This is a genomic window from Christensenella timonensis (genome assembly GCF_900087015.1).
Classification (GTDB): Bacteria; Bacillota; Clostridia; order Christensenellales; family Christensenellaceae; genus Christensenella; species Christensenella timonensis.
Genome location: NZ_FLKP01000002.1, coordinates 1920344 through 1944880, shown reverse-complemented (window position 1 = coordinate 1944880; position 24537 = coordinate 1920344). Strand labels below are relative to the sequence as shown.

The 24537-nt window shown below is 54.5% G+C and carries 23 protein-coding genes; all 23 read left to right on the top strand.

Annotated elements, in window-relative coordinates; all coding sequences use genetic code 11:
* Positions 1–17 precede the first annotated feature (17 nt).
* The 23 genes from BN6471_RS10685 to BN6471_RS10570 all read left to right on the top strand — a co-directional run bounded on the left by BN6471_RS10685 (position 18) and on the right by BN6471_RS10570 (position 24532).
* On the top strand, positions 18–986 hold the full coding sequence (locus BN6471_RS10685; protein WP_066648806.1) for a phosphotriesterase family protein: 969 nt from the start codon (positions 18–20) through the stop codon (positions 984–986).
* A gap of 14 nt (positions 987–1000) precedes the next feature.
* The gene (locus BN6471_RS10680; protein WP_066648803.1) at positions 1001–1843 is read left to right on the top strand and encodes a transketolase; all 843 of its coding nucleotides are present in this window, start codon (positions 1001–1003) and stop codon (positions 1841–1843) included.
* Between the two features lie 16 nt (positions 1844–1859).
* On the top strand, positions 1860–2831 hold the full coding sequence (locus BN6471_RS10675) for a transketolase family protein (RefSeq protein ID WP_066648801.1): 972 nt from the start codon (positions 1860–1862) through the stop codon (positions 2829–2831).
* Positions 2831–4027: a thiolase family protein gene (locus BN6471_RS10670; RefSeq protein ID WP_066648799.1), complete on the top strand. Its 1197-nt coding sequence runs from the start codon at positions 2831–2833 to the stop codon at positions 4025–4027. Before BN6471_RS10675 ends, BN6471_RS10670 begins: the two co-directional genes overlap by 1 nt.
* 21 nt (positions 4028–4048) lie before the next feature.
* Positions 4049–5491 carry a 4-hydroxyphenylacetate 3-hydroxylase family protein gene (locus BN6471_RS10665; RefSeq protein ID WP_066648797.1) on the top strand — a complete coding sequence of 481 codons (1443 nt, stop codon included), beginning with the start codon at positions 4049–4051 and terminating at the stop codon, positions 5489–5491.
* A 31-nt stretch (positions 5492–5522) separates the two neighbouring features.
* A complete protein-coding gene (locus tag BN6471_RS10660) occupies positions 5523–6365 on the top strand; it encodes a 3-hydroxyacyl-CoA dehydrogenase NAD-binding domain-containing protein (protein ID WP_066648794.1) in 843 nt (280 codons plus the stop codon).
* Positions 6366–6379: 14 nt separating this feature from the next.
* Positions 6380–7153: an enoyl-CoA hydratase/isomerase family protein gene (locus tag BN6471_RS10655; protein WP_066648791.1), complete on the top strand. Its 774-nt coding sequence runs from the start codon at positions 6380–6382 to the stop codon at positions 7151–7153.
* 5 nt (positions 7154–7158) lie between these two features.
* The gene (locus BN6471_RS10650; RefSeq protein WP_082903446.1) at positions 7159–7950 is read left to right on the top strand and encodes an SDR family NAD(P)-dependent oxidoreductase; all 792 of its coding nucleotides are present in this window, start codon (positions 7159–7161) and stop codon (positions 7948–7950) included.
* An 18-nt stretch (positions 7951–7968) separates the two neighbouring features.
* Positions 7969–8892, top strand: coding sequence for a CoA transferase subunit A (locus BN6471_RS10645; protein WP_066648788.1), 924 nt, complete (start codon positions 7969–7971; stop codon positions 8890–8892).
* Positions 8893–8908: 16 nt separating this feature from the next.
* Positions 8909–9754 carry a CoA-transferase subunit beta gene (locus tag BN6471_RS10640; RefSeq protein ID WP_066648786.1) on the top strand — a complete coding sequence of 282 codons (846 nt, stop codon included), beginning with the start codon at positions 8909–8911 and terminating at the stop codon, positions 9752–9754.
* A 7-nt stretch (positions 9755–9761) separates the two neighbouring features.
* On the top strand, positions 9762–10901 hold the full coding sequence (locus tag BN6471_RS10635; RefSeq protein ID WP_066648784.1) for an acyl-CoA dehydrogenase: 1140 nt from the start codon (positions 9762–9764) through the stop codon (positions 10899–10901).
* A 13-nt stretch (positions 10902–10914) separates the two neighbouring features.
* Positions 10915–11700 (top strand): electron transfer flavoprotein subunit beta/FixA family protein, encoded by a 786-nt coding sequence (locus BN6471_RS10630; RefSeq protein ID WP_066648782.1) that lies wholly within the window; start codon positions 10915–10917, stop codon positions 11698–11700.
* A 23-nt stretch (positions 11701–11723) separates the two neighbouring features.
* Positions 11724–12743 carry an electron transfer flavoprotein subunit alpha/FixB family protein gene (locus BN6471_RS10625; protein WP_066648779.1) on the top strand — a complete coding sequence of 340 codons (1020 nt, stop codon included), beginning with the start codon at positions 11724–11726 and terminating at the stop codon, positions 12741–12743.
* A 12-nt stretch (positions 12744–12755) separates the two neighbouring features.
* On the top strand, positions 12756–13724 hold the full coding sequence (locus tag BN6471_RS10620; protein ID WP_066648777.1) for an ATP-dependent 6-phosphofructokinase: 969 nt from the start codon (positions 12756–12758) through the stop codon (positions 13722–13724).
* A 181-nt stretch (positions 13725–13905) separates the two neighbouring features.
* Positions 13906–14346, top strand: coding sequence for a rhodanese-like domain-containing protein (locus tag BN6471_RS10615; protein WP_066648774.1), 441 nt, complete (start codon positions 13906–13908; stop codon positions 14344–14346).
* 15 nt (positions 14347–14361) lie between these two features.
* Entirely contained in the window at positions 14362–15015 is a 654-nt protein-coding gene (locus BN6471_RS10610; protein WP_066648771.1) for a TlpA family protein disulfide reductase, read from the top strand.
* Positions 15016–15087: 72 nt separating this feature from the next.
* On the top strand, positions 15088–15519 hold the full coding sequence (locus BN6471_RS10605) for an RrF2 family transcriptional regulator (RefSeq protein WP_066648768.1): 432 nt from the start codon (positions 15088–15090) through the stop codon (positions 15517–15519).
* A gap of 134 nt (positions 15520–15653) precedes the next feature.
* Positions 15654–17057: an amidophosphoribosyltransferase gene (locus BN6471_RS10600; RefSeq protein ID WP_066648765.1), complete on the top strand. Its 1404-nt coding sequence runs from the start codon at positions 15654–15656 to the stop codon at positions 17055–17057.
* Positions 17058–17375: 318 nt separating this feature from the next.
* On the top strand, positions 17376–20192 hold the full coding sequence (locus BN6471_RS10595; RefSeq protein ID WP_066648763.1) for an EAL domain-containing protein: 2817 nt from the start codon (positions 17376–17378) through the stop codon (positions 20190–20192).
* 80 nt (positions 20193–20272) lie between these two features.
* Positions 20273–20464, top strand: a complete 192-nt coding sequence (locus BN6471_RS10590) for a hypothetical protein (RefSeq protein ID WP_066648759.1) — start codon at positions 20273–20275, stop codon at positions 20462–20464.
* Between the two features lie 114 nt (positions 20465–20578).
* Positions 20579–21244, top strand: a complete 666-nt coding sequence (locus BN6471_RS10585) for a response regulator (RefSeq protein WP_066648755.1) — start codon at positions 20579–20581, stop codon at positions 21242–21244.
* Between the two features lie 15 nt (positions 21245–21259).
* Positions 21260–22693 carry a sigma-54 interaction domain-containing protein gene (locus tag BN6471_RS10580; protein WP_066648753.1) on the top strand — a complete coding sequence of 478 codons (1434 nt, stop codon included), beginning with the start codon at positions 21260–21262 and terminating at the stop codon, positions 22691–22693.
* Between the two features lie 390 nt (positions 22694–23083).
* Positions 23084–24532: a 4-hydroxyphenylacetate 3-hydroxylase family protein gene (locus BN6471_RS10570; RefSeq protein WP_066648748.1), complete on the top strand. Its 1449-nt coding sequence runs from the start codon at positions 23084–23086 to the stop codon at positions 24530–24532.
* Positions 24533–24537: the final 5 nt, after the last annotated feature.

Here is a 24537-nt window from a genome sequence, read left to right as displayed (position 1 = left end):
CCTGAAAGGAGCTTATGATGGCAAAAATAAATAGTGTGACAGGGCCTCTGGATACCCGGGACCTGGGGAGGACGCTGATGCACGAGCACATCCTGATATGCGACTGGTCGGTGCGGATAGCGAACAAAAACTGGTTTGACAGGGATGAGCTGGTGCGTATGGCGGTACGCGAACTGCAATTGACGAAAGAGACGGGCGTCAAGACCATTGTGGATTGTACGCCGATCAACCTCGGACGGGATGTCGATATCTTAACAGAAGTAGCCGACAAGTCGGGGATGCAGATCATAGCGTCGACGGGCTTTTACTGCCAGGAGGAACCGTGGATGATTGGGAAGCCGGAATCCGAGCTGGTGCGCGTGATGGTGGACGACATTGAAAAGGGGATGCAGGGAAAAGCGGTTAAAGCAGGTATCATCAAGGTGGCGACAGACGATACGCTGGGCCTTACCGAAAACAACATCAGGGTATTAAAAGCTGCGGCAAAAGCGCATTTGGAGACAGGCGTACCCATAACGACACATTCCAACGCAAAGCAAAAGACCGGGCTTTTGCAGCAGGATATCTTTGAAGAAGCGGGCGTGAACCTGAAAAACGTCGTGATTGGGCATGTGGGCGACAGCAATGATATCGGCTTTTTGGAAGAGGTGCTGGGGCGCGGGAGCTTTATCGGTATGGATCGCTTCGGCGACAATAATTTCAACCCGCTCAGGAAGCGGATCGATACGCTCGTCAAAATGATTAAAAGAGGCCATGAAAGCCATATCATTTTGTCGCAGGACAGCGACGTGTTTATTGATTTTGGAGCCAACACGTGGGAGATCAAGCGGAAGAAAACGCCTGAAAACCGTACGCCCGAGGAACGCGACCTAAGGTATATCGACAGGCTGGTATTACCGGAGCTGCGGAAAAGCGACGTGACGGAAGCACAGATAAACAAGGTGCTGGAAGATAACCCGAGAAGGGTATTTGAACAAGGAAATTGAGGGGTGACAAAACTATGTTGAGTCAAAAAGAAATTCTGGAACTGAAGCGTTTTGCGGCAAAGATCAGGATCGAGACGGTACGTGAGATCGGTTTGCTGGGGGTCGGGCACATCGGCGGCACCATGTCTGTGGCCGAATTGATCGCAGTCCTGTACGGGAAGGTGCTGAAGATCGATCCCAAAAACCCTGAATGGGAAGAGCGCGATTATTTTGTAGTGTCAAAAGGCCATTGCGGGCCCGCTGTGTATGCGGCGTTGGCGATGAAAGGGTATTTCCCGATGGAATGGCTGGAAACGCTGAATAAGGACGGCACGAACCTTCCCAGCCATACCGACAGGCTGAAAACGCCCGGTGTTGACATGACGACCGGATCGCTGGGCCAAGGCGGGTCGCAGGCGGCGGGAATCGCGCTGGCCCTGAAAAAGGACAACAAGCCCAATTACGTCTACACCTTGTTCGGCGACGGGGAATGCAACGAAGGACAGGTATGGGAAATGGCCATGTTCGCCAACCAATTCAAGCTGACCAACCTGATCGCGTTTATCGATTACAACCAGCAGATGCTGGATGGATTTACCAAAGAGCAGAACGACATCGGGGATGTGGCGCAGAAGTTTGCGGATTTTGGCTGGTATGCACAAAGCATCGACGGGCATAACGTGGAAGCGATCTACAAAGCGATCCAGAACGCCAAAGCACAGGGCAAGGCGCCTTCCATGATCGTACTTAACACAGCCAAGGGAAAAGGGATCAGCTGGGCGGAATTAAAGCCCGGCAATCATAATATGCCTGTTTCACGCGAATTGATGGAAGAGACAATCGCAGAATTGCAGAGTGTCTTGGAGTCGATCCGATAGAAAGGAAGGAAAGTATATGAACATCAAACTGGCAAAAGAAAATGTTCTCGAAACAACTGAGATGAGAAATGCATATACGGATGCATTGATCGAGCTGGCGGAAAACAACAGGGATATTATTGCCTTGGACTGCGACTTGATGGGCGCGATGGGTACGGCACGGTTTTTGAAGCGTTTCCCAGATCAAACGGTAAACTGTGGGATCCAGGAGGCGAATATGTACGGCGTGGCGGCGGGGATGTCGCGGCTGGGGAAAATACCGTTCGCGCATACGTTCGGCGTGTTTTCGGCCAGGCGTGCCTGCGACCAGATTTATGAGTCGTGCTGCTATCCCCGGCTGAATGTAAAGGTGGTGGGCAGCGATCCGGGCATCTCGGCGCAGATCAACGGCGGGACACACATGGCATTTGAAGACCTGGGAATCATGAGGAGTTTCCCGACGATGACGGTGATCGAGCCGACGGACTCTACGGTCATGAAATGCATGGTCAAGCTGGCGGCTGAAACATATGGGAATTTCTATTTAAGGCTGGTTCGCAGGAGCGCAGTCAAGGTCTATGAAGAAGGATCGGTTTTCGAGATCGGAAAAGCAGTGCCGATCCGTGACGGAAAAGACGTTACGCTGATCGCGATGGGCCTGTGTGTGGCGGAGTCCATCAAAGCGGCAAAGCTGCTGGAGGAAAAGGGGATTTCCGCACGCGTGATCGATATGCTCACGATCAAGCCTTTAGATGAGCAAGCGATTGTTGAAGCGGCGCGCGACACCGGGGCGATCGTAACGGCGGAGAACCACTATACGGAAACAGGGCTGGGAGCGGCAGTCTCGGAAGCAGTCGTACAGAACTATCCCGTACCAGTGGAAATCGTCGGTATGCCGGATACCTTCGGCGAAGTCGGCCAGCTTGAATATCTGAAGAAAAAATTTGGCATGACAGCGGAGGATATTGCGACCGCGGCGGAAAAAGCGATCCGAAGGAAACAAAAATAATGAACGAAGTAGTAATCGTAAGCGCCTGCCGTACGGCGATCGGAAACTTTATGGGGGCATTGCAAAATGTCCCCGCCAGGGAATTGGCCATCACTGTCGGTAGGGAAGCGATAAGCAGGGCCAACCTTTCCCCGGAGATGATTGACGAGATTTGCATGGGGCAATTGTATACCGGTATGCAGGGCTCGCTGCCCGCCCGGCAGGTTTCCATGAGAATCGGGATGCCGGAGAAAAGCAATGCCGTCAACGTGAACCAGAACTGTGCATCGGGTATGCGCGCACTGGAAATCGCCTGCCACAATATCATGCTGGGCAAGACGGATTTTGGACTGGTCGTGGGAGTGGAAAGCATGACGAATGCGCCGTACCTTCTTCCCAAGGCGAGGATGGGGTATCGCATGGGGCCGGGCAGCGTGGAGGACAGCATGCTGTGCGACGGGCTTTATGACGAACTCGTGGGCGGGCATATGGGGGTCACGGCGGAAAACGTGGCCGAAAGATACAAGATCACGCGCGCGGAATGTGACGAGCTGGCAATGCTGAGCAACAACAGGGCGGTCGAAGCGATCGACCAAGGGCGCTTCGAGCGGGAAATTATCCCTGTGACGGTCAAAAGCAAAAAAGGTGAAACCTGCTTCTGCAGGGATGAACACCCGGTGCGCATAGACAGCATCGACGAGATCGGCGGATTGCGGCCGGTGTTCAAAAAAGAGGGGGTTGTTACGGCGGCAAACGCATCCGGGATCAACGACGGGGCGGCTGCGGTCGTGGTGACATCGGCAAAAAGGGCGGCAGAATTAGGGATCAAGCCGCTGCTCAAGCTGGTCAATATCTGCGGGGAGGGTGTGGCCCCGGAGGTGATGGGACTCGGCCCGGCGGTAGCGATCCCCAAATGTTTAAAGCAAGCGGGCATGCGGTTTGAAGAAGTGGAGTATTGGGAGATCAACGAAGCGTTCGCGGCCCAGTGGCTGGGCGTTGGACGCATGCTGGAAGAAAATGGGATATCCCTTGCCATGGACAAGGTCAATCACAATGGCTCGGGCATTGCCCTGGGGCATCCCGTGGGATGTACCGGACTGCGCATCGTCGTTTCCCTGCTGCATGAAATGCAGCGGCTGGATCTCAAGAACGGCGGGGCGTCATTGTGCGTGGGCGGCGGCCCGGCGATGGCATCGCTTTGGACACGGGCATTTTAAATGGATGGGAGAATATGAGCTATGATGACGGGAAACGAATACAGGGAAAGCTTGAGGAAGCTTAAACCGGTCATATATTTTGAAGGAAAAAGGATCACGGTTGACGACCCGATGATCGCGCCGCACGTGAATGCCGCAGCCATGACCTATGACGCTGCGCATGACGCGCTCACGGAGGATCTGGCGACAGCCACCTCGCATATCAGCGGGGAGAAAATCAACCGTTGGACACATATCCACCAGAGCCAGGAAGATTTGGTGAAAAAGGTAAAACTGCTGCGCATGGTCGCCCAGCGTACAGGTTCCTGCTTCCAGCGCTGCGTAGGATGGGACGCACTGAATGCGCTTTATTCTACCACCTATGATATGGACCAGAAGCTTGGGACGGATTACCACCAGAGATTTGTCAAATATCTGGAGTATGTCCAGAAAAGCGATATCATGGTCGCTGGAGCGATGACGGATCCCAAAGGCGACAGGGGGCTTGCCCCCTCGCAGCAGGCAGACCCGGATCTCTTTGTACATATTACTGAAAGGCGCGAGGACGGCATCGTCATACGCGGGGCCAAAATGCACATGACGGGCATGGTGAATTCCCATGAGATGCTCATTATGCCCACCGCCGCGATGAAGGAAGAGGATCGGGACTATGCCGTTTCCTGCGCGATCCCGGTGGACGCACCCGGCGTGACGCATGTTTTTGGCCGCCAGACGAACGACGACCGGAAGAAATGCAAAATGGATCAGGGCAATTGCATGTACGGGATCGTAGGCGGGGAGGCGATCACGATCTTAGAAGACGTATTCGTGCCGTGGGACAAGGTGTTTATGGCTGGGGAATATGAGTTCTCCGGTTCCCTCGTGGAGCGTTTTGCCACGCTGCACCGCCAAAATTACGGTGGATGCAAAAGCGGGGTGAGCGACGTTGTGACGGGTGCTTCGGCCGCGATGGCGGAATACAACGGCGCGGGAAAGGCCTCCCACATAAAGGATAAACTCATCGAAATGATGCACCTGACCGAAAGCCTGTACTGCTGCTCTGTAGCATGTTCCGCAGAAGGCGGCAAGCTGCCGTCGGGCGCCTATTATCCCGACCCGATGCTGGGAAATATCGTAAAACAGAATGTGACCCGAAATATCTACGAGATCGACAGGCTTAGCCACGATATCGCGGGAGGACTGATCGCGACCTTGCCCTCGGAACAGGATTTCGAGGATCCCGAGATCGGCGGGAAGCTGAAAAAGTATTTGGCGGGCAAAGCCGATTATCCTGTCGAGGACAGGTACCGGATGGCGCGGCTATTAGAAAATATGACGGGCGGCACAGCGCTGGTGGAAAGTATGCATGGGGCGGGTTCGCCGCAGGCGCAGCGGATCATGATGTACCGCATGGGCAACCTGCCGATGAAAGTAAAGCTGGCGCAGGATCTGGCGGGGATCGACCGGGAAAAGGAAAAGAAGTAAACGGGAAACGTGTGGAAAGGCAGCAAAGGATATGGAAAAAATACTCGTCGCGGGAGCCGGGACAATGGGCAGCGGGATCGCGCAGGTTTTTGCGCAGGCCGGTTATTGCGTCCTGCTGTACGATATCGGGCAACCGTTTGTCGACAAGGGGATCGAAAGGATAGAAAAGACGCTTTCCAGGATGGTTGGAAAAGCGCTGCTCGAGGGAGAGGACAAGGCGAAGATACTGGGCAATATCGCGCCGCTTTACGACCTTTGCGGGGCTGACGGGATCAGCTTGGCGGTTGAGGCCATCAGCGAGGACATGCAGGCGAAAGTACGGCTGTACGGGCAGCTTGACGATATCTTAAAGGATGGCGCCCTCATTGCCTCCAATACCTCGGCCCTCAGCATCACAGAGCTGGCGGCGCAAACCAAAAGGCCGGAAAACTTTATTGGGATGCATTTTTTCAATCCTGCCAACACCATGAAGCTGGTCGAGGTCATCAAAGGGCTCCAGACTTCGGACGCGACGCTTTACAAGGCGAAGGAATATGTGCGGCGGATCGGGAAGACGGGCGTGGAAGTGGAAGAATCCCCCGGCTTTGTCGTGAACCGCATGCTGGTGCCCATGATCAACGAAGCGGCCTTCCTGCTTAGCGAGGGCATAGCGAGCGCCAACGACATCGATTATGCGATGAAGCTGGGAGCCAACCATCCGATCGGCCCGCTGGCACTGGCAGACCTGATCGGCGTGGATGTATGCCTTGCCGTGATGGAAACGCTGTATGAAAAATTTGGAGATACCAAGTACAGGGCGTGCCCGCTGCTGCATAAGATGGTCGCCGCCGGTTATTTGGGCAGGAAGACGAAAAAAGGATTTTACGCATATTGATACGGGGCGGAAGAATGAAATCGATTAAGGTGGAAAAAAAAGAGGGGATCGCGATTCTGACGGTCGACCGGGCGGAAAGTATGAATGCGTTAAGCAGCCAGGTGATCGCGCAAATGCATGCTGCGCTGCAGGAATTGGACGCCGACGCGTATGTGCATGCGGTCATCCTTACCGGGGCTGGGGAAAAGGCCTTTGTTGCGGGAGCGGACATCGCCGAACTGGAAAGCATGTACATCCATGACGTAGCAAATTATATCGGCAGCGGACAATCCCTGCTTTTCAAGCTGGAGCAGATGAAAAAGCCGGTAATCGCCGCCATCAATGGATTTGCGCTGGGCGGCGGCTGCGAGCTGGCCATGGCGTGCGACATCCGTATTTGTTCGGAAAATGCCCGCTTCGGCCTACCCGAGGTAACGCTGGGGATATTCCCGGGTTTTGGCGGTACGCAGAGGCTGCCGGGGATCGTTGGCAAATCGCACGCCATGCGGATGATATTGACCGGGGACACGGTCGATGCGCAAACGGCGGAAAAGATCGGCCTGACAGACCTTGTGACGACCAGGGAAGGGCTGATGCCCGAGGCGGAAAAGCTTGCGAAGCGGATACGCGCCAATGCGCCGCTTGCAGTAGAATATGCGAAAAAAGCGGTCAATTACGGCGCGGTAAGCAGCCGGGAGGGATACGGCTATGAAATGCGCCTTTTCTGCGAATGCTTTGCGACCGGCGATAAGGAGGAAGGAATGAGCGCCTTTTTGGAAAAGCGCAGGCCCTGTTTTCAGGGAAAATAGACAGAATGGATGAAATGGAGGAATGGAAGATGAATTTGCCGATGTTTGATTTGACGTCAAAGGTGGCGATCGTTACGGGGAGTACCAAGGGGCTGGGACGCGGTATAGCCAACGGGCTTGCGCAGGCGGGCGCAAATATTGTCGTTTGCAGCAGGACAGCCGGTGAATGTGACGCGGTGGCACGGGAAATCAAGGAGACATATGGGGTAGAAACGCTGTCAAAAGCGACGGACGTTTCGAGGCCGGAATCAGTCGAAGCGCTTCTGCAGGCAACTCTCGATAAATTTGGGAAGATCGACATCCTGGTGAACAACGCGGGTACGGCCGTCACCAAGCGGGCGGAGGAGCTCACGATAGACGAATGGGATCGCGTGATGAACGTAAACCTCCGGGGCGTATTTATGCTGACGCAGGCCGTCGGCAAAAAAATGATCGCGCAAAAGGCGGGGAAAATCATCAACATCGCTTCCATCTTCGGGATCGTGGGGGATAAAGCGGTATTGCCTTACCTCGCAAGCAAGGGAGCGGTGCTGCAGATGACGCGGGGGCTGGCGTTGGAATGGACAAAGTACAATATCCAGGTCAATGCCGTTGCGCCGGGTTATGTGATGACGCCCATGAACGAAAAAGAACTGGGCGAGGAGAAGGTCTACCAATATATCACCGGAAAGATCCCCATGCGGCGTTTGGGGAAAGCCGAAGAAATTGCGGGGGCGGTCGTTTATTTGGCCTCTGAAGCGGCAAATTATGTGACGGGTTCGACGATCGCCGTAGACGGCGGATGGCTGGCGCAGTAAGGCGAAGAGGGGAAAGCTATGACGAATTGGAAGAAACAACATGATAAAAGGACAACGCTCAAAGAAGCGGTGTCGCGGTTTGTCGCGGACGGGTCGAGCATTTGCTTCAGCGGTATGGGCGGGGCGCAATGCGTGGCGCAGACCTATGAAGTGATACGGCAGGGAAAAAAAGACCTGACGCTGATCGGCGACAGCCCGTGTGAAGCGGGGGATCTGCTGGCCGGGGCGGGCTGCGTCAAAAGAATGGAGATCGCGTTTTGCTCTTACGCCGTAGCGGGGCTGGGATACAATTTCCGCCGTGCCGTGGAGAGCGGGATCCCGCATAAGGTAGAGGTCGTGGATTATTCAAACTATACCATCGGGCTGCGTTTCCTCGCGGGGGCGCTGAACATTCCCTACATGCCCTCCCGTTCGCTGATGGGTTCCGACCTGCCGACGTACAACAAGGATATCAAAATAGAAAAGGATCCATATACGGGGGAGCTGGTCTCGCTCGTTCCGGCAGTTGCGCCGGATACGGCCATCATACACGTATCGAGGGCCGACAAGCGGGGGAACGGACAGATGTTCGGCTTCTCATCAAACGCGGAAAACATGGCCAGGGCGGCAAAGCATACGATCCTGACCTGCGAAGAGCTGGTCTTGACGGATGAGATCAGGAAAAACGGGAATTTGACGATCATACCGGAGTATTGTGTCGACGCGGTCGTGGAGCTTCCCTATGCCTGCCACCCATGGAACATGCCTTTTGCTTACGCGTACGATATTCCTTTCCATGCCCGGCAGCTGGAACAGTTTGCCCAGCGGGAGGATTTTTTGAAGTGGCTGGACGAATGGTGCTACAAAACAGGCAGCCATGAAGGATACCTGGAAAAGGTAGGATATGGACGGCTTTCCGAACTGGCGCGTGTCGAGCGCAGGTTCAGCAAGCTTAGATATTGAGGAAAGGAACAAAACCATGGCAGAATATGCAAAAGAATACAGCATGTCCGAATTCCTTGTGGTTTCGTCGGCAAGGGAGATCAAAGAAAATGATACCGTTTTTGCGGGAGTCGGGATCCCTACGCTGGGGGCTTTGCTGGCAAAAATGACGCATGCGCCAAGCGCAGTCATCGCGACGGAATCAGGCAGCATCGGGCCGGCGCCCAAGCGGATCATATTGGGCATCGGGGACAACGCAGGGGTGGAGGACGCATTGGTGGATACGTCGCTGTGGCGCCTTTTCAGCGACCAGCAGCGGGGCTTTTTTGATATCGGTATGCTGGGCGGCGCACAGGTCGACAGGTACGGAAACTTAAACAGCACCGCGATTTTCGGCGGGGGAGACTATTTCCATCCGGCGGCGCGGCTGCCGGGGAGCGGCGGGGCCAACGATATCGCCTCTTGTGCGCTGCGCACCATCATCACGCTGCCGCTGCAAAAACGCAGGTTTTTGGAACGCGTAGACTATATCAGCTCTCCCGGATACCTGGATGGATACGATTCGCGCGAGAAGGCGGGGCTCAAGCAGGGCGGGCCGTCCGCCATCATTACCAACAAATGTATTTTCAGGTTCGACGAAGTGACGAAGGAAGCCTATTTGGCGAGCGTCCATCCCGGCGTGAGCGTAGAGGACGTGAAAAACGAAGTATCGTGGGATCTGAAAGTGGCGGACGACGTACGGGAAACGGAGCTGCCCACGGTAGAGCAGATTAAAATCATACGCAGTTTGGATCCGCAGGGCATCTATATCGGGAACGGGTTAAAAGAGATCACGTTTGAAAGCTATATTAGGATGCTGGAAAATTCTTTGGAAAACTTTTGAGGTAGTGATGGAGATGGAATTTACAAAAGAAAATGACTTAGTACGGCAGATGGTCAGGAAATTCGCCGAAAACGAGGTGGCGACGGTCGCTGCCGAGATCGATAAAACGGAGCAATTCCCGCTTGATACGGTGAAAAAAATGGCCAAATACGGCCTGATGGGGATGTCGTTCCCAAGCGAATACGGTGGGAATGACTCGGACTTTGTGAGCTATATCATCGTCATGGAGGAACTGGCGAAGGCCTGCGGCACGACCTCTGTCATCGTGGCTGCGCATACTTCGCTGTGTGCATCCCCGATTTTCAATTTCGGTACAGAGGAGCAAAAGAGAAAATACCTTCCCGGCCTGCTTTCAGGGGAAAAGCTGGGCGCGTTTGGCCTGACCGAACCAAATGCGGGTTCGGATGCGGGAAGCCAGCAGACGATGGCGGTATTGGAAGGAGATCATTATATCCTGAACGGCTCTAAGGTATTCATCACAAACGCGGGCTTTGCGGACGTTTACATCATTTTTGCGATGACGGACAAGGCCAAGGGAACGCGTGGGATATCGGCCTTTATCGTAGAAAAAAACTTTCCGGGCTTTTCAATCGGGAAGATCGAGGAAAAATTGGGCATACGCGCATCGTCGACGGGGGAGCTGGTTATGGCCGACTGCAAAGTGCCGAAGGAAAACCTGCTGGGTAAAGAGAACAAGGGCTTTGGCGTGGCGATGGCTACGCTGGACAGCGGGAGGATCGGGATCGCGGCGCAGGCGCTGGGGTTTGCGGAAGCGGCATACGCACAGTGCCTGGAACATGTAAAACAGCGCCGGCAATTTGGCAAACCGCTGTCAAAATTCCAGGGGCTGCAATGGTATTTGGCGGATATGAACGTACAGGTAGAAGCGGCAAAGCTGCTGGTCTATAAAGCGGCGTTCAAGAAGCAGCAGGGGCTGCCCATATCGCTGGATGCGGCGCAGGCCAAATTGTTTGCGGCCCAGACTGCCAATGCGGTGGCGACAAAAGCGATACAGGTACTCGGCGGCTATGGATATACGATGGATTATCCGGTGGAACGGATCATGCGCGACGCGAAGATCACAGAGATATACGAGGGGACTTCCGAAGTGCAGAAAATGGTGATCGCCGCCAATATATTGAAATGAGGAGCAAAAGCAGATGAATATCGTTGTTTGTATCAAGCAAGTGCCGGATACCAATGAAGTGCGGATCGATCCCGTGACGGGGACGCTGGTCAGGGACGGGATCCCCACTATCATAAACCCCGACGATCTGAGCGCGCTGGAGGAGGCATTAAAGACCAAAGAAGAGCTGGGCGCGCATGTCCTTGTCATGACAATGGGGCCGCCGCAGGCGGAATACGCGCTCAGGGAAGCGCTGGCGATGGGGGCCGACGAAGCCGTGCTGCTCACGGACAGGCAGTTTTCCGGGGCGGATACGCTCGCTACCTCCAGGGTATTGGCGGCTGCCGTCAGGAAGCTGGGATATGCTGTGGACATCATCTTTGCGGGCAGGCAAGCGATCGACGGGGATACCGCACAGGTGGGGCCGGAGATGGCGGAGCACCTTGGACTGCCGCAGGTAACGTATGTGGAAGGCATGAAGGTTCAAGGCGGCAGGCTCGTTGTCAAGCGGTCGCTGGAGGACGGATATGAATGTATATCGGTGAAAATGCCCGTGGTGCTGACTACGATCAAAGAATTAAACGAGCCGCGGTATATGGGTATCAAAGGGATATCCGGCGCGTTCGGTAAAGAGATCAGGCAATGGGGCGCAGGGGATATCGGTCTAGACCCGGCGCTTTTGGGGCTCAGCGGTTCGCCTACGCGGGTAAAGAAATCTATGACGAAAGAGCTTCGGCAGGTCGGGCAGCCGTACGAGGCGCCGGCAAAGGAAGCCGCGGGATATGTTGCGGGCGTGCTAAAAGAGCTGCACATCTTGTAGGCATAGTGAGGATGGAGGGACTTATGGAGAAGGAAGAATATAAGGGTGTGTGGATTTTTGCGGAGCAGCGTGAAGGAGCGCTGCAAAAGGTGTCCTTGCAGATATTGGGCAAAGGGCGTGAACTGGCGGACGAACTGGGCGTGGAGCTGACCGCCGTATTGCCGGGCGAAGGGATCAAAGGGCTGGCAGGCGAGCTGTTTGCCCACGGCGCAGACCGCGTACTGGCAGTGGAGCATGCCTTCCTGAAAAACTATACGACGGACGCTTATACAAAGGTCGTCTGCGAGCTTGTGAACGAAAGGAAGCCGGAAATATTTATCATTGGGGCAACGAATATCGGCAGGGACCTGGGGCCGCGCGTCGCCGCGCGCCTTGAAACAGGGCTCACGGCGGACTGTACGGGGCTCGCGCTTTGCCCGGACACCGCCAACCTCCTGATGACACGGCCCGCTTTCGGCGGCAACCTGATGGCGACGATCATCTGCCAGGAGCACCGCCCGCAGATGTCTACGGTGCGGCCGGGCGTGTTTGAGATCCCGCAGGGTTGCAGGACGGGAAAAGGAATTCTGGAAGAAATCATACCGGACTTAATGCCGGAGGATATCCGTACGGATATCGTGGAAATCGCCAAAGCGGCAAAGCAGGTCGTAGATATTGGTGAGGCCAAAATTTTGGTATCCGGCGGCAGGGGCGTCGGCTGCAAAGAAAATTTTTCGCTGTTGTACGACTTGGCGGATGAGCTTAACGGGGTCGTGTCCGGATCGCGTGCGGCAGTGGACGCGGGCTGGATCGATAAAGCGTACCAGGTAGGGCAGACGGGCAAAACAGTGCGTCCCCAGGTATATATCGCCTGCGGGATTTCGGGAGCGATACAGCATTTGGCGGGGATGCAGGAATCCGATTATATCATCGCCATCAACAAGCAGATCGACGCGCCGATCATGCAGGTCGCAAACAGTGCGGTCGTCGGGGATATGCATAAGGTGATCCCGGAGCTGATCGCAAAAATAAAAGAAATAAAGAGTATGGAAACGACTTGTTGAAGGTTGGCGGTTATGAGGAAAAAACTCGGTGTACTGACAAGCGGCGGAGACACGCCGGGCATGAACGCAGCCATCCGTTCCGTGGTTTTGGCTGCGGATGACAATGGTTTTGTGGCCATGGGCATCAAAAAAGGATACGCCGGGCTGATCAGCGGCGACGTATCCCGTATCAAACCGGAGGACGTCCGGGATATCGCCAATATGGGCGGTACGATCCTGAAAACGGCGCGATGCCGGGAATTCATGACAGACGCCGGCCGGCAGAAAGCCCTCAATGTCATCAAAGCATACAATATCGAAGGGATGGTCGTGATCGGAGGGGACGGGAGCTTTGCGGGAGCCGAAGTCCTCGACAGGCACGGCATACCGACGGTCGCTGTCCCGGCAACGATCGACAACGATTTGCCTTACACGGATTTTACGATCGGCTTCGATGCGGCCGTGAACCTCGTGATCAGCGAAATGGCGAAGATACGGGACACGATGAATTCACACGAACGTATCGGCGTGATCGAAGTGATGGGGAACCAATGCGGGGATATCGCGCTGTATGCGGGGATCGCCGGCCCGGCCGAAAATATCGTGATCCCGGAAAAGGAAAAAGACCTGGACGAAATCTGTGACAGGCTGGTCTCGGAGCGTATCAAAGGCAAAACGGCGAGCCTTGTGCTGGTTGCGGAGGGAGCGGGCAGCGGGATAGAGACCGCACAGTATATCCACGATATGACGGGGCTGGAGGCAAAGGCCATCGTACTCGGATATACCCAAAGGGGAGGAAGCCCCAGCGCCGCCGACAGGATGAGGGCCTCGTCGTTTGGGATACACGCCGTGCAGCTTTTAGCAAGGGGGAACGGCGGACGGGCCGTCGGGATCAGGAACAATAATCTTTTCGATGAGGAGATCAAGGCCGCGCTGGCAACGGAGCCAAGGGCGCAAACGCAGCTTTTGGAAGAGTACAGGATCCTTTCAAGGAACGGCTGATGTGAAAATATACAGGACATTTCAACCATCTGTAGCAAAAAAGCCCACGCAATCGCGCGGGCTTTTTTGCTTTTACAGCGATCCCCTTAAAATCTTAGGAAAAAAATACTTGACACCAGAAACTGTAAGCGCTAAAATTACATTAAACTGATACAAAATAAATTACATATGGAGAAAAAATATGAAACGAAAATGGATGGGATTGATGCTCACAGGCGTGGCTGCGGTCATGGTGCTCGCGGGATGTGCCCCGGCAGGGGACGCGGGGAGCAAAGGAGTAGAGGATGGCGTAGCGGCGGAAACGACAGCCGAAATGGCCTACCATAAGATCGACGCGGAAGAAGCAAAGCGGATGATCGGGGAAGGGGACGTGACGATCGTGGATGTGCGCAGGCCTGAAGAATATGCGGAGAAACACCTTGAGGGGGCGCTCAACATCCCCAATGAAACGATCGGGGAAGAGCCGCCCGCAGAGCTTGCGGACAAGGATGCAAAGCTGGTCGTGTACTGCCGCACAGGAGTGCGCAGCAAGCAGGCGTCCGATAAACTGGTAAAAATGGGTTATCATAATGTATACGACATGGGCGGGATCGCCGATTGGCCGTATGAAACGGTAAGTTAAACAAGGAGGCATGGTATGAAAAGGCAGGGAAAAACGATTTTAATATCGCTGTTGGTTGCGGCGGCATTGATGATAGCGGCGTGTGCAGGGCCGGCGTCCCCGGACGCGGGCGCACCGCAAACACAGGCGCAAACAACGCCGGAGCCGTCGGCAAATGAGAAGGAAACACAAACGGCCGCCCCGGAAGTAACGCCGCTGTTTGGGGCGTTCAAAGCGGAGGATTCAAACGGAAATGAAGTGACGCAGGAAATTTTTGCCGGGCATAAGCTGACGATGGTCAACATCTGGGCAACGTTCTGCGGGCCGTGCCTGCGCGAGATGCCCGAGCTTGGGGAACTGGACGAGGAATACCGGGATCAGGGGTTCCAGGTCGTGGGCATGCCGACGGATGTCATTGACCAAGACGGCGCGATCGACCCGGAGCAGGTGGCGCTGGTCAACGAGATCGCCGAAAAAACCGGCGCGGACTATCCGCACATCTTGCCTACGCAGGAGCTGGTCGACGCGAAGCTGGGCAGCGTGACGGCGGTGCCGGAAACGGTGTTCGTGGACGAAAACGGAAACCAGGTGGGAGAGTCTTACAGGGGCGCGCGCGACAAAGCCGCATGGAAGGAGATCATAGACGGCCTTCTTGCCTCCATGCCGGAGCCAGACAAACCCGCGGAGTAAGAAAAGCTTGATTTTTGCATACGCATCATTTATGATTGCATTGTTGAAAAAATTGCTGGAAGGGAATGTTTTATGACAGGCGAATTTACCATAGCTGTCCATGCGCTGGTTTATTTGAACCACAAGCAGGAAATGCTGAGCAGCGACGAGCTTGCAAAAAATGTATGCACCCATCCGGCGCGCATCCGCAAAGTGATGTCCAAGCTCAAAAAAGCGGGGCTGCTTACCACAAAAGAGGGCGCTGTCGGGGGGTATGCCTTCCGGCTTGACCCAAAAGGGGTGACGTTACGCATGGTGAGCGACGCGCTCGAAGAGCCGCTCGTTGCGGCGGGGTGGCGCTCGGGCAACGCGGACATGAAGTGCCTGGTGGCGTCGGGCATGGCAGCGGTGATGGACGGGATTTACGCCGGCCTAGACCGGGCGTGTAAGGAACGACTTGGCAAAATCACGATTGCGGATATTGACGCAATGATTTTTAAGGAACATTCAAAAACCGGCTCCTGAAGCCGGCAAGGGTATCTTTTTATCCCGCCCCGGGAGGGCGGGATTTTCGTTTTTTCGTCGTTTGCGGTAGTCTGGAACACGTTAAAATGATATAATTGTAACGCAAAAGAAATTATAGACGGAGGATCAGTGAATTGGGCGGTGTTTTCGGCGTAGCAAAAAGAGGGAATTGTGCATACGATCTGTTTTTCGGGACGGATTACCATTCACATTTAGGAACCTATCGCGGCGGTATGACGGTATATTCGGAAGGGCGGTTCCTGCGGGCGATCCATGGGATCCAGAATTCCCCGTTCCGTACGAAGTTTGAGCGGGATGTAGAAGACCTCACCGGGCCGATGGGTATCGGCAGCATCTCTGATACCGCGCCGCAGCCCCTTACCGTACGTTCGCATTTGGGCACTTATGCCGTTGCAACGGTGGGACGCATCAACAACGCCGACGAGATCATCCGCAAATGCTTCCAAAACAGCTTTGCGCAGTTTTCGGAAATGGGGAACGGCAAGCTGAACCCTACGGAGCTGGTGGCGGCTCTGGTGGGAAGCCAGGCGACGCTGGCGGAGGGGATCCGCTATGCACAGGAACATATCGAGGGCTCCATGACCATGCTGGTGCTCACCCCTGACGGCATTTATGCCGCGCGGGATAATGTAGGCCGGACATCGCTGGTGCTGGGCGAAAAGGAAGACGGCTATTGCGTGGCCTCGGAAAGCTTCTCCTACCTGAACCTGGGATATCGTGACGTGCGTGAATTAGGGCCGGCCGAGGTCGTCCTGATCACGCCCGAAGGGATCGAAGAAGTATTGCCCCCCAAAGAAGACATGAAGATCTGCAGTTTCCTGTGGACGTATTACGGCTACCCGACCACCTGCTATGAAGGCGTAAATGTGGAACAGATGCGCTATGAGAGCGGACAGCTTCTGGCCTCCCACGATTGCGTGCAGCCGGATATGGTCGCCGGGATACCGGATTCCGGTACGGCGTACGCCATCGGCTATGCGAATGCCTCGGGGATTCCCTTTGCCCGCCCGTTTATCAAATATACGCCCACCTGGCCGCGCTCGTTCATGCCGCAAAAGCAGGACTTGCGCAACCTGATCGCGCATATGAAGCTGATCCCGGTCGAGGGGTTGATCCGGGGGAAAAAACTGCTGTTGATAGACGATTCCATCGTACGCGGTACACAGATGCGGGAAACGACGGAATTTTTGTACGAGAGCGGCGCTAAGGAAGTACATGTGCGTTCGGCCTGTCCGCCGATCCTGTACGGCTGTAAATATTTGAGCTTTTCCCGCTCGACGTCCGATCTCGAACTGATCGCGCGCAAGCTGATCGCGCAGAAAGAAGGGGACGTTTCTGAAAAGGTGCTGCGGGAATATGCCGAGCCGGACAGCGCGCGCCACGCGGAATTGACGGAGCAGGTGTGCGCGGAACTGCATTTTACTTCCCTGCGCTACCACCGCTTAGACGACTTGCAGGCTTCGGTGGGGATCGACCCATGTAAAATGTGTACTTATTGCTGGAATGGGAAAGAATGAGCGTAAGGCGTCAAAAGGGCTTGCCTGCGGGACGAGCTCTTTTTTATTTTAATGAAAGTGTCAAGACAAAAATACGATACCTATCGAAAAAACGTATCGAACGTTTTTTTGCAAGCGAAAAATCAAGTTGAAAAACGCCCCGTTATGTGGTATACCAAGTGATAAGAAACCAATTGTGCGCGATGGTTTGCAAGCGAAATACAATCGTGCTTTTTTCTGCGAAGACGGCGAATGGGGTGAGTGCTTATTGTGAGGTGCCCTGCTTCAAAAAAGATATGTTTATCCAGGATATTGTGCGCTGCTTTATGCGCCTGCCTGTTGTTTTTTGCCTTGCCGCAGCCCGGGCGTGCCGCTCCGCAGAAAGCGGTAAGGGTAGGCGTATTTGAGCTGGAAGGTTTTTATGGCAAAGACGCAAAAGGGCGTGACGCCGGCTATGGCTTTGACTATTTGAACGAGATATCCCAATATTCCGGACTTACCTTTGAATATGTATATGGTACGTGGGACGAATGTTTGAAGCGGCTGGAAGCAGGGGAGATCGACCTTTTGGATTATGCCCTGAAAACACCGGAACGGGAAGCGAAGTTTGATTTTACCGCTTATCCTACGGGTACGAATTTCGGCCGCATGTACGCGCTTGATGAAAATGAGGCGCTGACCTTCAACGATTATGACGTTTTTGATGGGATCAGGGTCGGTTTTATGGAGGCGAACAGCAGGAACGAAGATTTCCGTACGTTTGAAAAAGAGCATGGTTTTACGGTAACAAAAGTCCTGTACCCGGATATGGCGTCGCTGGTCTATGCTCTGCACGCCGGCGAAGTGGATGCAATCGTGTCCAACAACTTCCGCAATACGGAAGGGGAAAAACCGGTCGCGCAATTTGCCCCGGCTTCTTTTTATATGATGACCGCCAAAGGGAACGCACAGCTGCTGGAAACGGTGGACGAGGCCCTGGAACAAATACAGATCGAAAAGCCGGGCTTTGATGAAGCGCTTTACCAGGAATACTTTGGAGGGCAATCGGAACAGCTCCTGCTGACGGCCAAAGAGATCGACTATATCAACAACGCCCCGCCGATCCGCTTTATCTGCGACCGGCGCTGGGCGCCGTTCGAGAGCCTTGGCGCGGATGGGCAGCCGCAGGGGATCAACGTGGATATCCTGCGCCTGGTCGCGGACAAAACAGGGCTGGATTTTGATTTCATGGGCGGATACGAGTATGACGAAGCCATTGATATGGTCGGCAGCGGCGAAGCGGATATGCTCCTTAGCTATGATAACAACCCGGACGAGGCGCGAAACCTGGGGATGTCCCTTTCCGACACCTTTTTAAAGTGTCCGATCGTGATCGTGGGAAGGACGGTCGCGGTCGCGCCGGATGCCGTATTCGCACTTCCGTCCATCTATGTGCCGCACAGGGAATATGTGCAGCACTACTACCCGCAAAATAAAATCGTATATTACGACAATGTGGAAGACTGCTACCAGGCGATCGAAGCGGGCGAGGCGGATTTTACGATGGAAAACCTGTATGCCGCCACCGACTCCATCCACAAGCGCTACCCGTCGCTGATGATCTCGGCGGTGACAACGCTTTCCGATGAATTTTCCTTTGCTTTCAGGGAGGACGCAGACCCTGTCCTGCTCGGCATCCTGAATAAGAGTATTCCTTCGATCACGGAGGCGCAGTTCAATTCGCTGCTTTTGGAAAACACCTCCGCACAGCAGGCGTCGCCGCTGATGGTTATGGTCGAGCAATACAGTACGCAGATCATAGCGGTCATGCTCGTTATTATCGGCTTGCTGATCGCCTCCCTCGTCTATATCGTCGTCAGCCAGAAAAAATATAAGCAGCGCCTGTGGAAGATGGCGTATATCGACCCGCTTACGGGGCTGGGGAACCTGAATAAATTCAAGGCGGACGCACAAAAGCTGCTGGAGCAGAACGGGAAGGTTACCTATAATATCGTGAAGCTCGACATCAGGGGCTTCAACCTCATCAACGAAATTTACGGATTTGACGAAGGGAACAGGGTGCTGTGCGGCGTTGCAAAGGCGATCGGGATGCTCGCCGATCCGCGGACGGATGTATATGGACGCTTGAACGACGACGAGTTCGCCCTGTTGAAGGCATATGAAGGGCCGGATAGTGCGCGGCGCGATACGGAAGAAGATTTTGAGCGCTTCAAAAAAGAGAGCAGCCGGATCACGGGGCGCAACCTGCTTTTTTCCGTGGGTCGCTACATGATCGGGCAGGGTGAAACGGATATCGAGTCGATCTTTGAAAAAGTCAATTATGCCCATAATTTAGCGCGCAAAAGCCCGGATGGGCGCGAGCAGGTGGATTACGACAAAGAGCTCAAGGAAAAGGCGATCCGTACGCAGGAGATCGAATCTACCATGGAAGAAGCGATGGCGCGCGGGGAATTCCGCGTCTATTTGCAGCCAAAGTACCGCTTGCGGGATGAGAAATTGGTGGGGGCGGAAGCGCTTGCGCGTTGGCGGAAGAAGGACGGAAAGCTGGTCGATCCGGTGGATTTTATCCCTGTCTTTGAAAAAAACGGCTTTGTCGTCAAGCTTGACCTGTATATGTTCACACAGGTGTGCGCGATCGTGCAAGGCTGGATAGATGAGGGGCGGGAGCCGGTGACGGTATCCGTTAATTTTTCACGCCTGCACCTAAGCGACCCCGGTTTTGTGAAAGGGCTTTCGCGTATTGCGGATGAATACGGCGTACCGAAGAAATACCTGGAGATCGAGCTGACGGAAACGGCGATCGTCGGTAACGAGGCGGCCTTCAAAAAGGTGCTTGACCAACTCCACGGCGAAGGGTTCGCGTTATCAATGGACGATTTTGGCTCCGGCTATTCGTCGCTGGGACTGCTAAAAGACCTGCTCGTGGATGTGATCAAGATCGACCGCGCGTTTTTTGCGGGGAGCAGTGACAAGGAACGCGCGAACACGGTGATCCGCAATATTATCAAAATGGCCGACGAGCTTGGGATACAGACGGTTGCGGAAGGAGTGGAAAGCGCCGGTTACGTTGATTTCCTGCGGGATGCAGGCTGCGGGATCGTGCAGGGATATTATTTTGCAAAACCCATGCCAGCGGAGGATTTTTTCTCCGATTGAAAGAAATGATATTGAAATCCGCCGGCCTTTGTGATAGATTATTAAAACAGCGGTAAGAAGAAAAGGAATGGTGAGGGGTCATGGTTCAGTTTTCATTGTTTGGATTGGCAGATGCGAAAATAATAGCGGGCGAATATGCGGCGCCAGGACAGGATAAAAAAGCCGACGGCGCAGGCCGCATAGACATGCACCCGATCCACTGGATCTGGGACGAGCCGCTTAGGAGATATACGGAAATGGATTTCGATCCGATCAGTTACAGGGATTGTTGAATATCGTTTGGCGAGGCGGCGCATCCGGCATAGGGATGCGCTTTTTGTTTGCCGTGCGGCGCATTGACACGGTTTGTGAAATCTCTTACAATAATAGTGATTGGAGAAAGTTGCATGCACAGTGTGATCATTGTCGACCAGGATCCGATGGTATCTTACCTGATTCGCGGATATGTGGAAAAGGACGGCGGGTTTTGCGTTGCAGGGGAGTTCCGGAAATTAAAAAGTGCGCTTGCGTTCCTTGATAAAAATGACGTTGACCTGATGATCCTCGATCTGTGCGTCCCGGATTATGACGGCGGATTGCTGGAAAAGGCGCTGCTTAACGAAAGCTGCGAAACCTACCTCATCGTGGTGACGGCGGCAAGGGATGCAGGCGCGCTGCAGGCCGCGGCGCATCTGGGCGCGGTCGATTATCTGGTCAAGCCGTTTTCCTGCGAACGCTTAAAGGAGGCGCTCGGGCGCTATACCGACCACGAGCAAACGGTGCGCGGGCTGCGTTCCGTGGACCAGGAAACGGTGGATCATTTACTGCACGCGGCACTGGGAGCAGAAACCGGATGCCCCAAAGGCACGGGCGGTATGGAACAAAGGATCTTGGAATATATGGAAGATAGGCCGGGGCAGGACGTCACCGTGAAAGAGCTTGCCGGACAGCTTACAAGTTCGGTTGTAACGGTGCGGCGTTATTTAAAGCGGCTGGCGGACGCGGGACGCGTCGTTGCGGACATCGATTACCATACGGGCGGGCATCCGCGCGTGCGGTACCGCCTGCCGTGACCGGGAGGAAAAAGGATGAAAACGAGGGAACCTGCCTACTACGAAAATGGCGGCCCCAATAACCTGTTAAGCGATCTTGACAAAGCGCGCGGCGTCCTTGAAGTGGTGATTGAGGCATCTTACGACGGCATCTATATCACGGACGGCAGCGCCAATACGCTGATGGTCAATACGTCCTACGAGATCATTTCAGGACTGAAGCGCGAGCAGGTGATCGGAAAAAATATGCGCGACCTGGTGTCGCACGATATCATCAACCAGTCGGGGACGCTGGAAGCGATCCGCACGCGGAAAAGCGTGACGCTGGAGCAGGAATTCCAGACGGGCAAGCGTGCGGTCATCACCAGTACGCCGACCTTGGACGAAACGGGCGAGGTCGTCATGGTCATGACGAACGTGCGCGATATCACAGAGCTGCATGAGCTGCGCCTGCGCCTGCGGGAAAACGAAGCGAACGTTTCCGAGCTGGAGGCCATGCGCAGGGAGCTTTTGGGAGACAGCGAGCTCATCGTGCGGGACCACGCCATGATCTCTATGATGAAGATGATAGACCGCGTTTGCAAGCTGGATACGACCGTACTGCTGACGGGGGAAACGGGCGTCGGCAAGGATCGGATCGCTTCTTATATTTATAAGGAAAGCAACCGCGCCAAGGAGCGCTTTATCAAGGTGAATTGCGGGGCGATCCCGGCGACCCTTATCGAAAGCGAGCTTTTCGGCTATGAGCGCGGCGCTTTTACAGGGGCCAACAAGGAAGGGAAGATGGGCCTTTTTGAGGTAGCGGATAATGGGACGATCTTTTTAGACGAGATCGGCGAGCTGCCGCCTGATATGCAGGTGAAGCTGTTGCGTGTGCTGCAGGAAGGAGAGATCGAGCGTATCGGCTCGAATAAGCCGGTCAAGGTAGACGTGCGCGTCATCGCCGCGACCAACAGGAATTTGGAAGAGATGCTCAAGGAAAAGACGTTCCGTGCGGATCTTTTTTACCGCCTCAACGTTTTCCCTGTGACCATCCCGCCGCTGCGGGAGCGCCCGGGGGATATCCTGCCCCTTGCTTACCGCTTTTTGGAGGAGCTGAACCATAAATACGGTATGCGCAAATACCTGACGCCGGCCGCCGAGGACGTGCTCGTGGAGTATCGCTGGCCGGGCAATGTGCGCGAGCTTAAAAACGTCGTGGAACGGGCGATGATCATGAGCAGTACGGACGAGATCACGGTGGGCAGCCTGTTTTTGCATGTGGCGTCGGCCGAAGCGCAGCTCTTGTCGAGCGGGGAGGGCATCGACCTGAAATCGCTGGTAGAGCGTATGGAGCTCGATTACATCAACCATGCCTACCAGCGCTGGGGAAACGTACGCGACGCGGCCAAAAGCCTGAATATGGATGCGGCGACCTTTGTACGCAAACGGAAAAAGTACCGGCAGAAACATATGCTGTTGCAGGAATGAAACGCGTTGCGAAAATGAAACGCATAAGCCCGGCACATCAAAAAAGCACGGTGATTTCTATATAAAACGTAAAACATTTAAAAATAACAGCGCGGATTGTTGCAAAAATAAAACAAATCGTGCTTTTTTTGCTGCTTTTTTGTACCGGATGGGCAAAGTGGAAGGGATTTCTTTGCCTGTTGGGAAAAAAAATCTGTTTTAGGGTATGTTTTTTTAATAAAAGGGGCGAAATGTGGAAAAAAAGTGCATTTTTTTCGGAATTGTGATATATTTAACATAGCTTGGCACGGTTTTTGCATATAATAATAGTGAAGAGGTTTTAGGAACAGGGGCCGTCCGGGTTCCGGACGGCCAACAAAATCGATCCGAAAATAGAAAGGAAACAGAATTATGGCACTTATGACTGGCGAAGAATACATTGAAAGTATTCGCAAAATCAATATGGAAGTTTACATGTTTGGGAAAAAGATCGATAGCCCCGTTGACGATCCGATCCTCCGTCCTTCGCTCAATTCGGTACGCATGACATATGACCTGGCGCAGATGCCGGAATATGAAGACCTGATGACGGTGACGCTGGAAGACGGGCGTAAGATCAACCGCTTCACGAACATCCACAGGAATACGGACGACCTGATCAAAAAAGTAAAAATGCAGAGGCTGCTCGGACAGAAAACAGCCGCCTGCTTCCAACGCTGCGTTGGTATGGACGCGTTCAACGCCGTATACAGCACGACCTATGAAACGGACAAGGCTTGCGGCACGAATTACCATGAGAATTTTGTTAAATTCATGAAGTATTGCCAGGATAACGACCTGACGATCGACGGCGCGATGACAGACCCCAAAGGCGACCGTTCCTTAGCGCCGCACGCACAGGCAGATCCGGATATGTACCTGCGCGTGGTGGAAAGGCGGCCGGATGGGATCGTCGTACGCGGTGCAAAGGCACACCAGACGGGTATGCTCAACTCGCACGAAGTGATCGTCATGCCGACGGTCGCGATGCGCGAAGAGGACAAGGACTACGCGGTCTCCTTCGCGGTTCCGCTGGACGCCCCCGGCCTGTTCATGATCATCGGACGCCAGTCGTGCGATACGCGTAAGCTGGAAGGAAGCGAGCTGGATGTAGGAAACGCAGAATTCGGCGGCGTGGAAGCGCTGACGATCTTTGACGATGTGTTCGTACCCAACGACCGTATCTTCCTCAATGGGGAAACGGAATTCGCCGGTATGCTGGTAGAGCGTTTTGCAGGCTATCACCGCCAGAGCTATGGCGGCTGCAAGGTCGGCGTGGGCGACGTGCTGATCGGTGCGGCTGCGGTTGCTGCCGACTATAACGGCGCTGCCAAGGCTTCGCACATCAAAGATAAGCTCATTGAAATGACGCACCTGAACGAAACGCTGTACGCATGCGGCATCGCCTGCTCGGCGGAGGGCAGCCAGACGGAGTCGGGCAACTATATGATCGACCTTCTGCTGGCAAACGTATGCAAGCAGAACGTAACGCGTTTCCCGTACGAGATCGTGCGCCTTGCGGAGGACATCGCCGGAGGCATCATGGTTACGGCTCCTTCCGAAAAGGATTTCCGCGACCCGAAGCTGGGCAAATATGTTGAGAAGTACTTAAAGGGCGTAGACAGCGTTTCGACGGAAAACCGCCTGCGCATCCTGCGTTTGATCGAAAACCTGGCCTTGGGCACGGCAGCCGTCGGTTACCGTACGGAATCCATGCACGGCGCGGGCAGCCCGCAGGCACAGCGCATCATGATCGCGCGCCAGGGCAACCTCGCAATGAAGAAGGAACTGGCTAAAACGATCGCGCATATCAAAGAGTAAAGAGA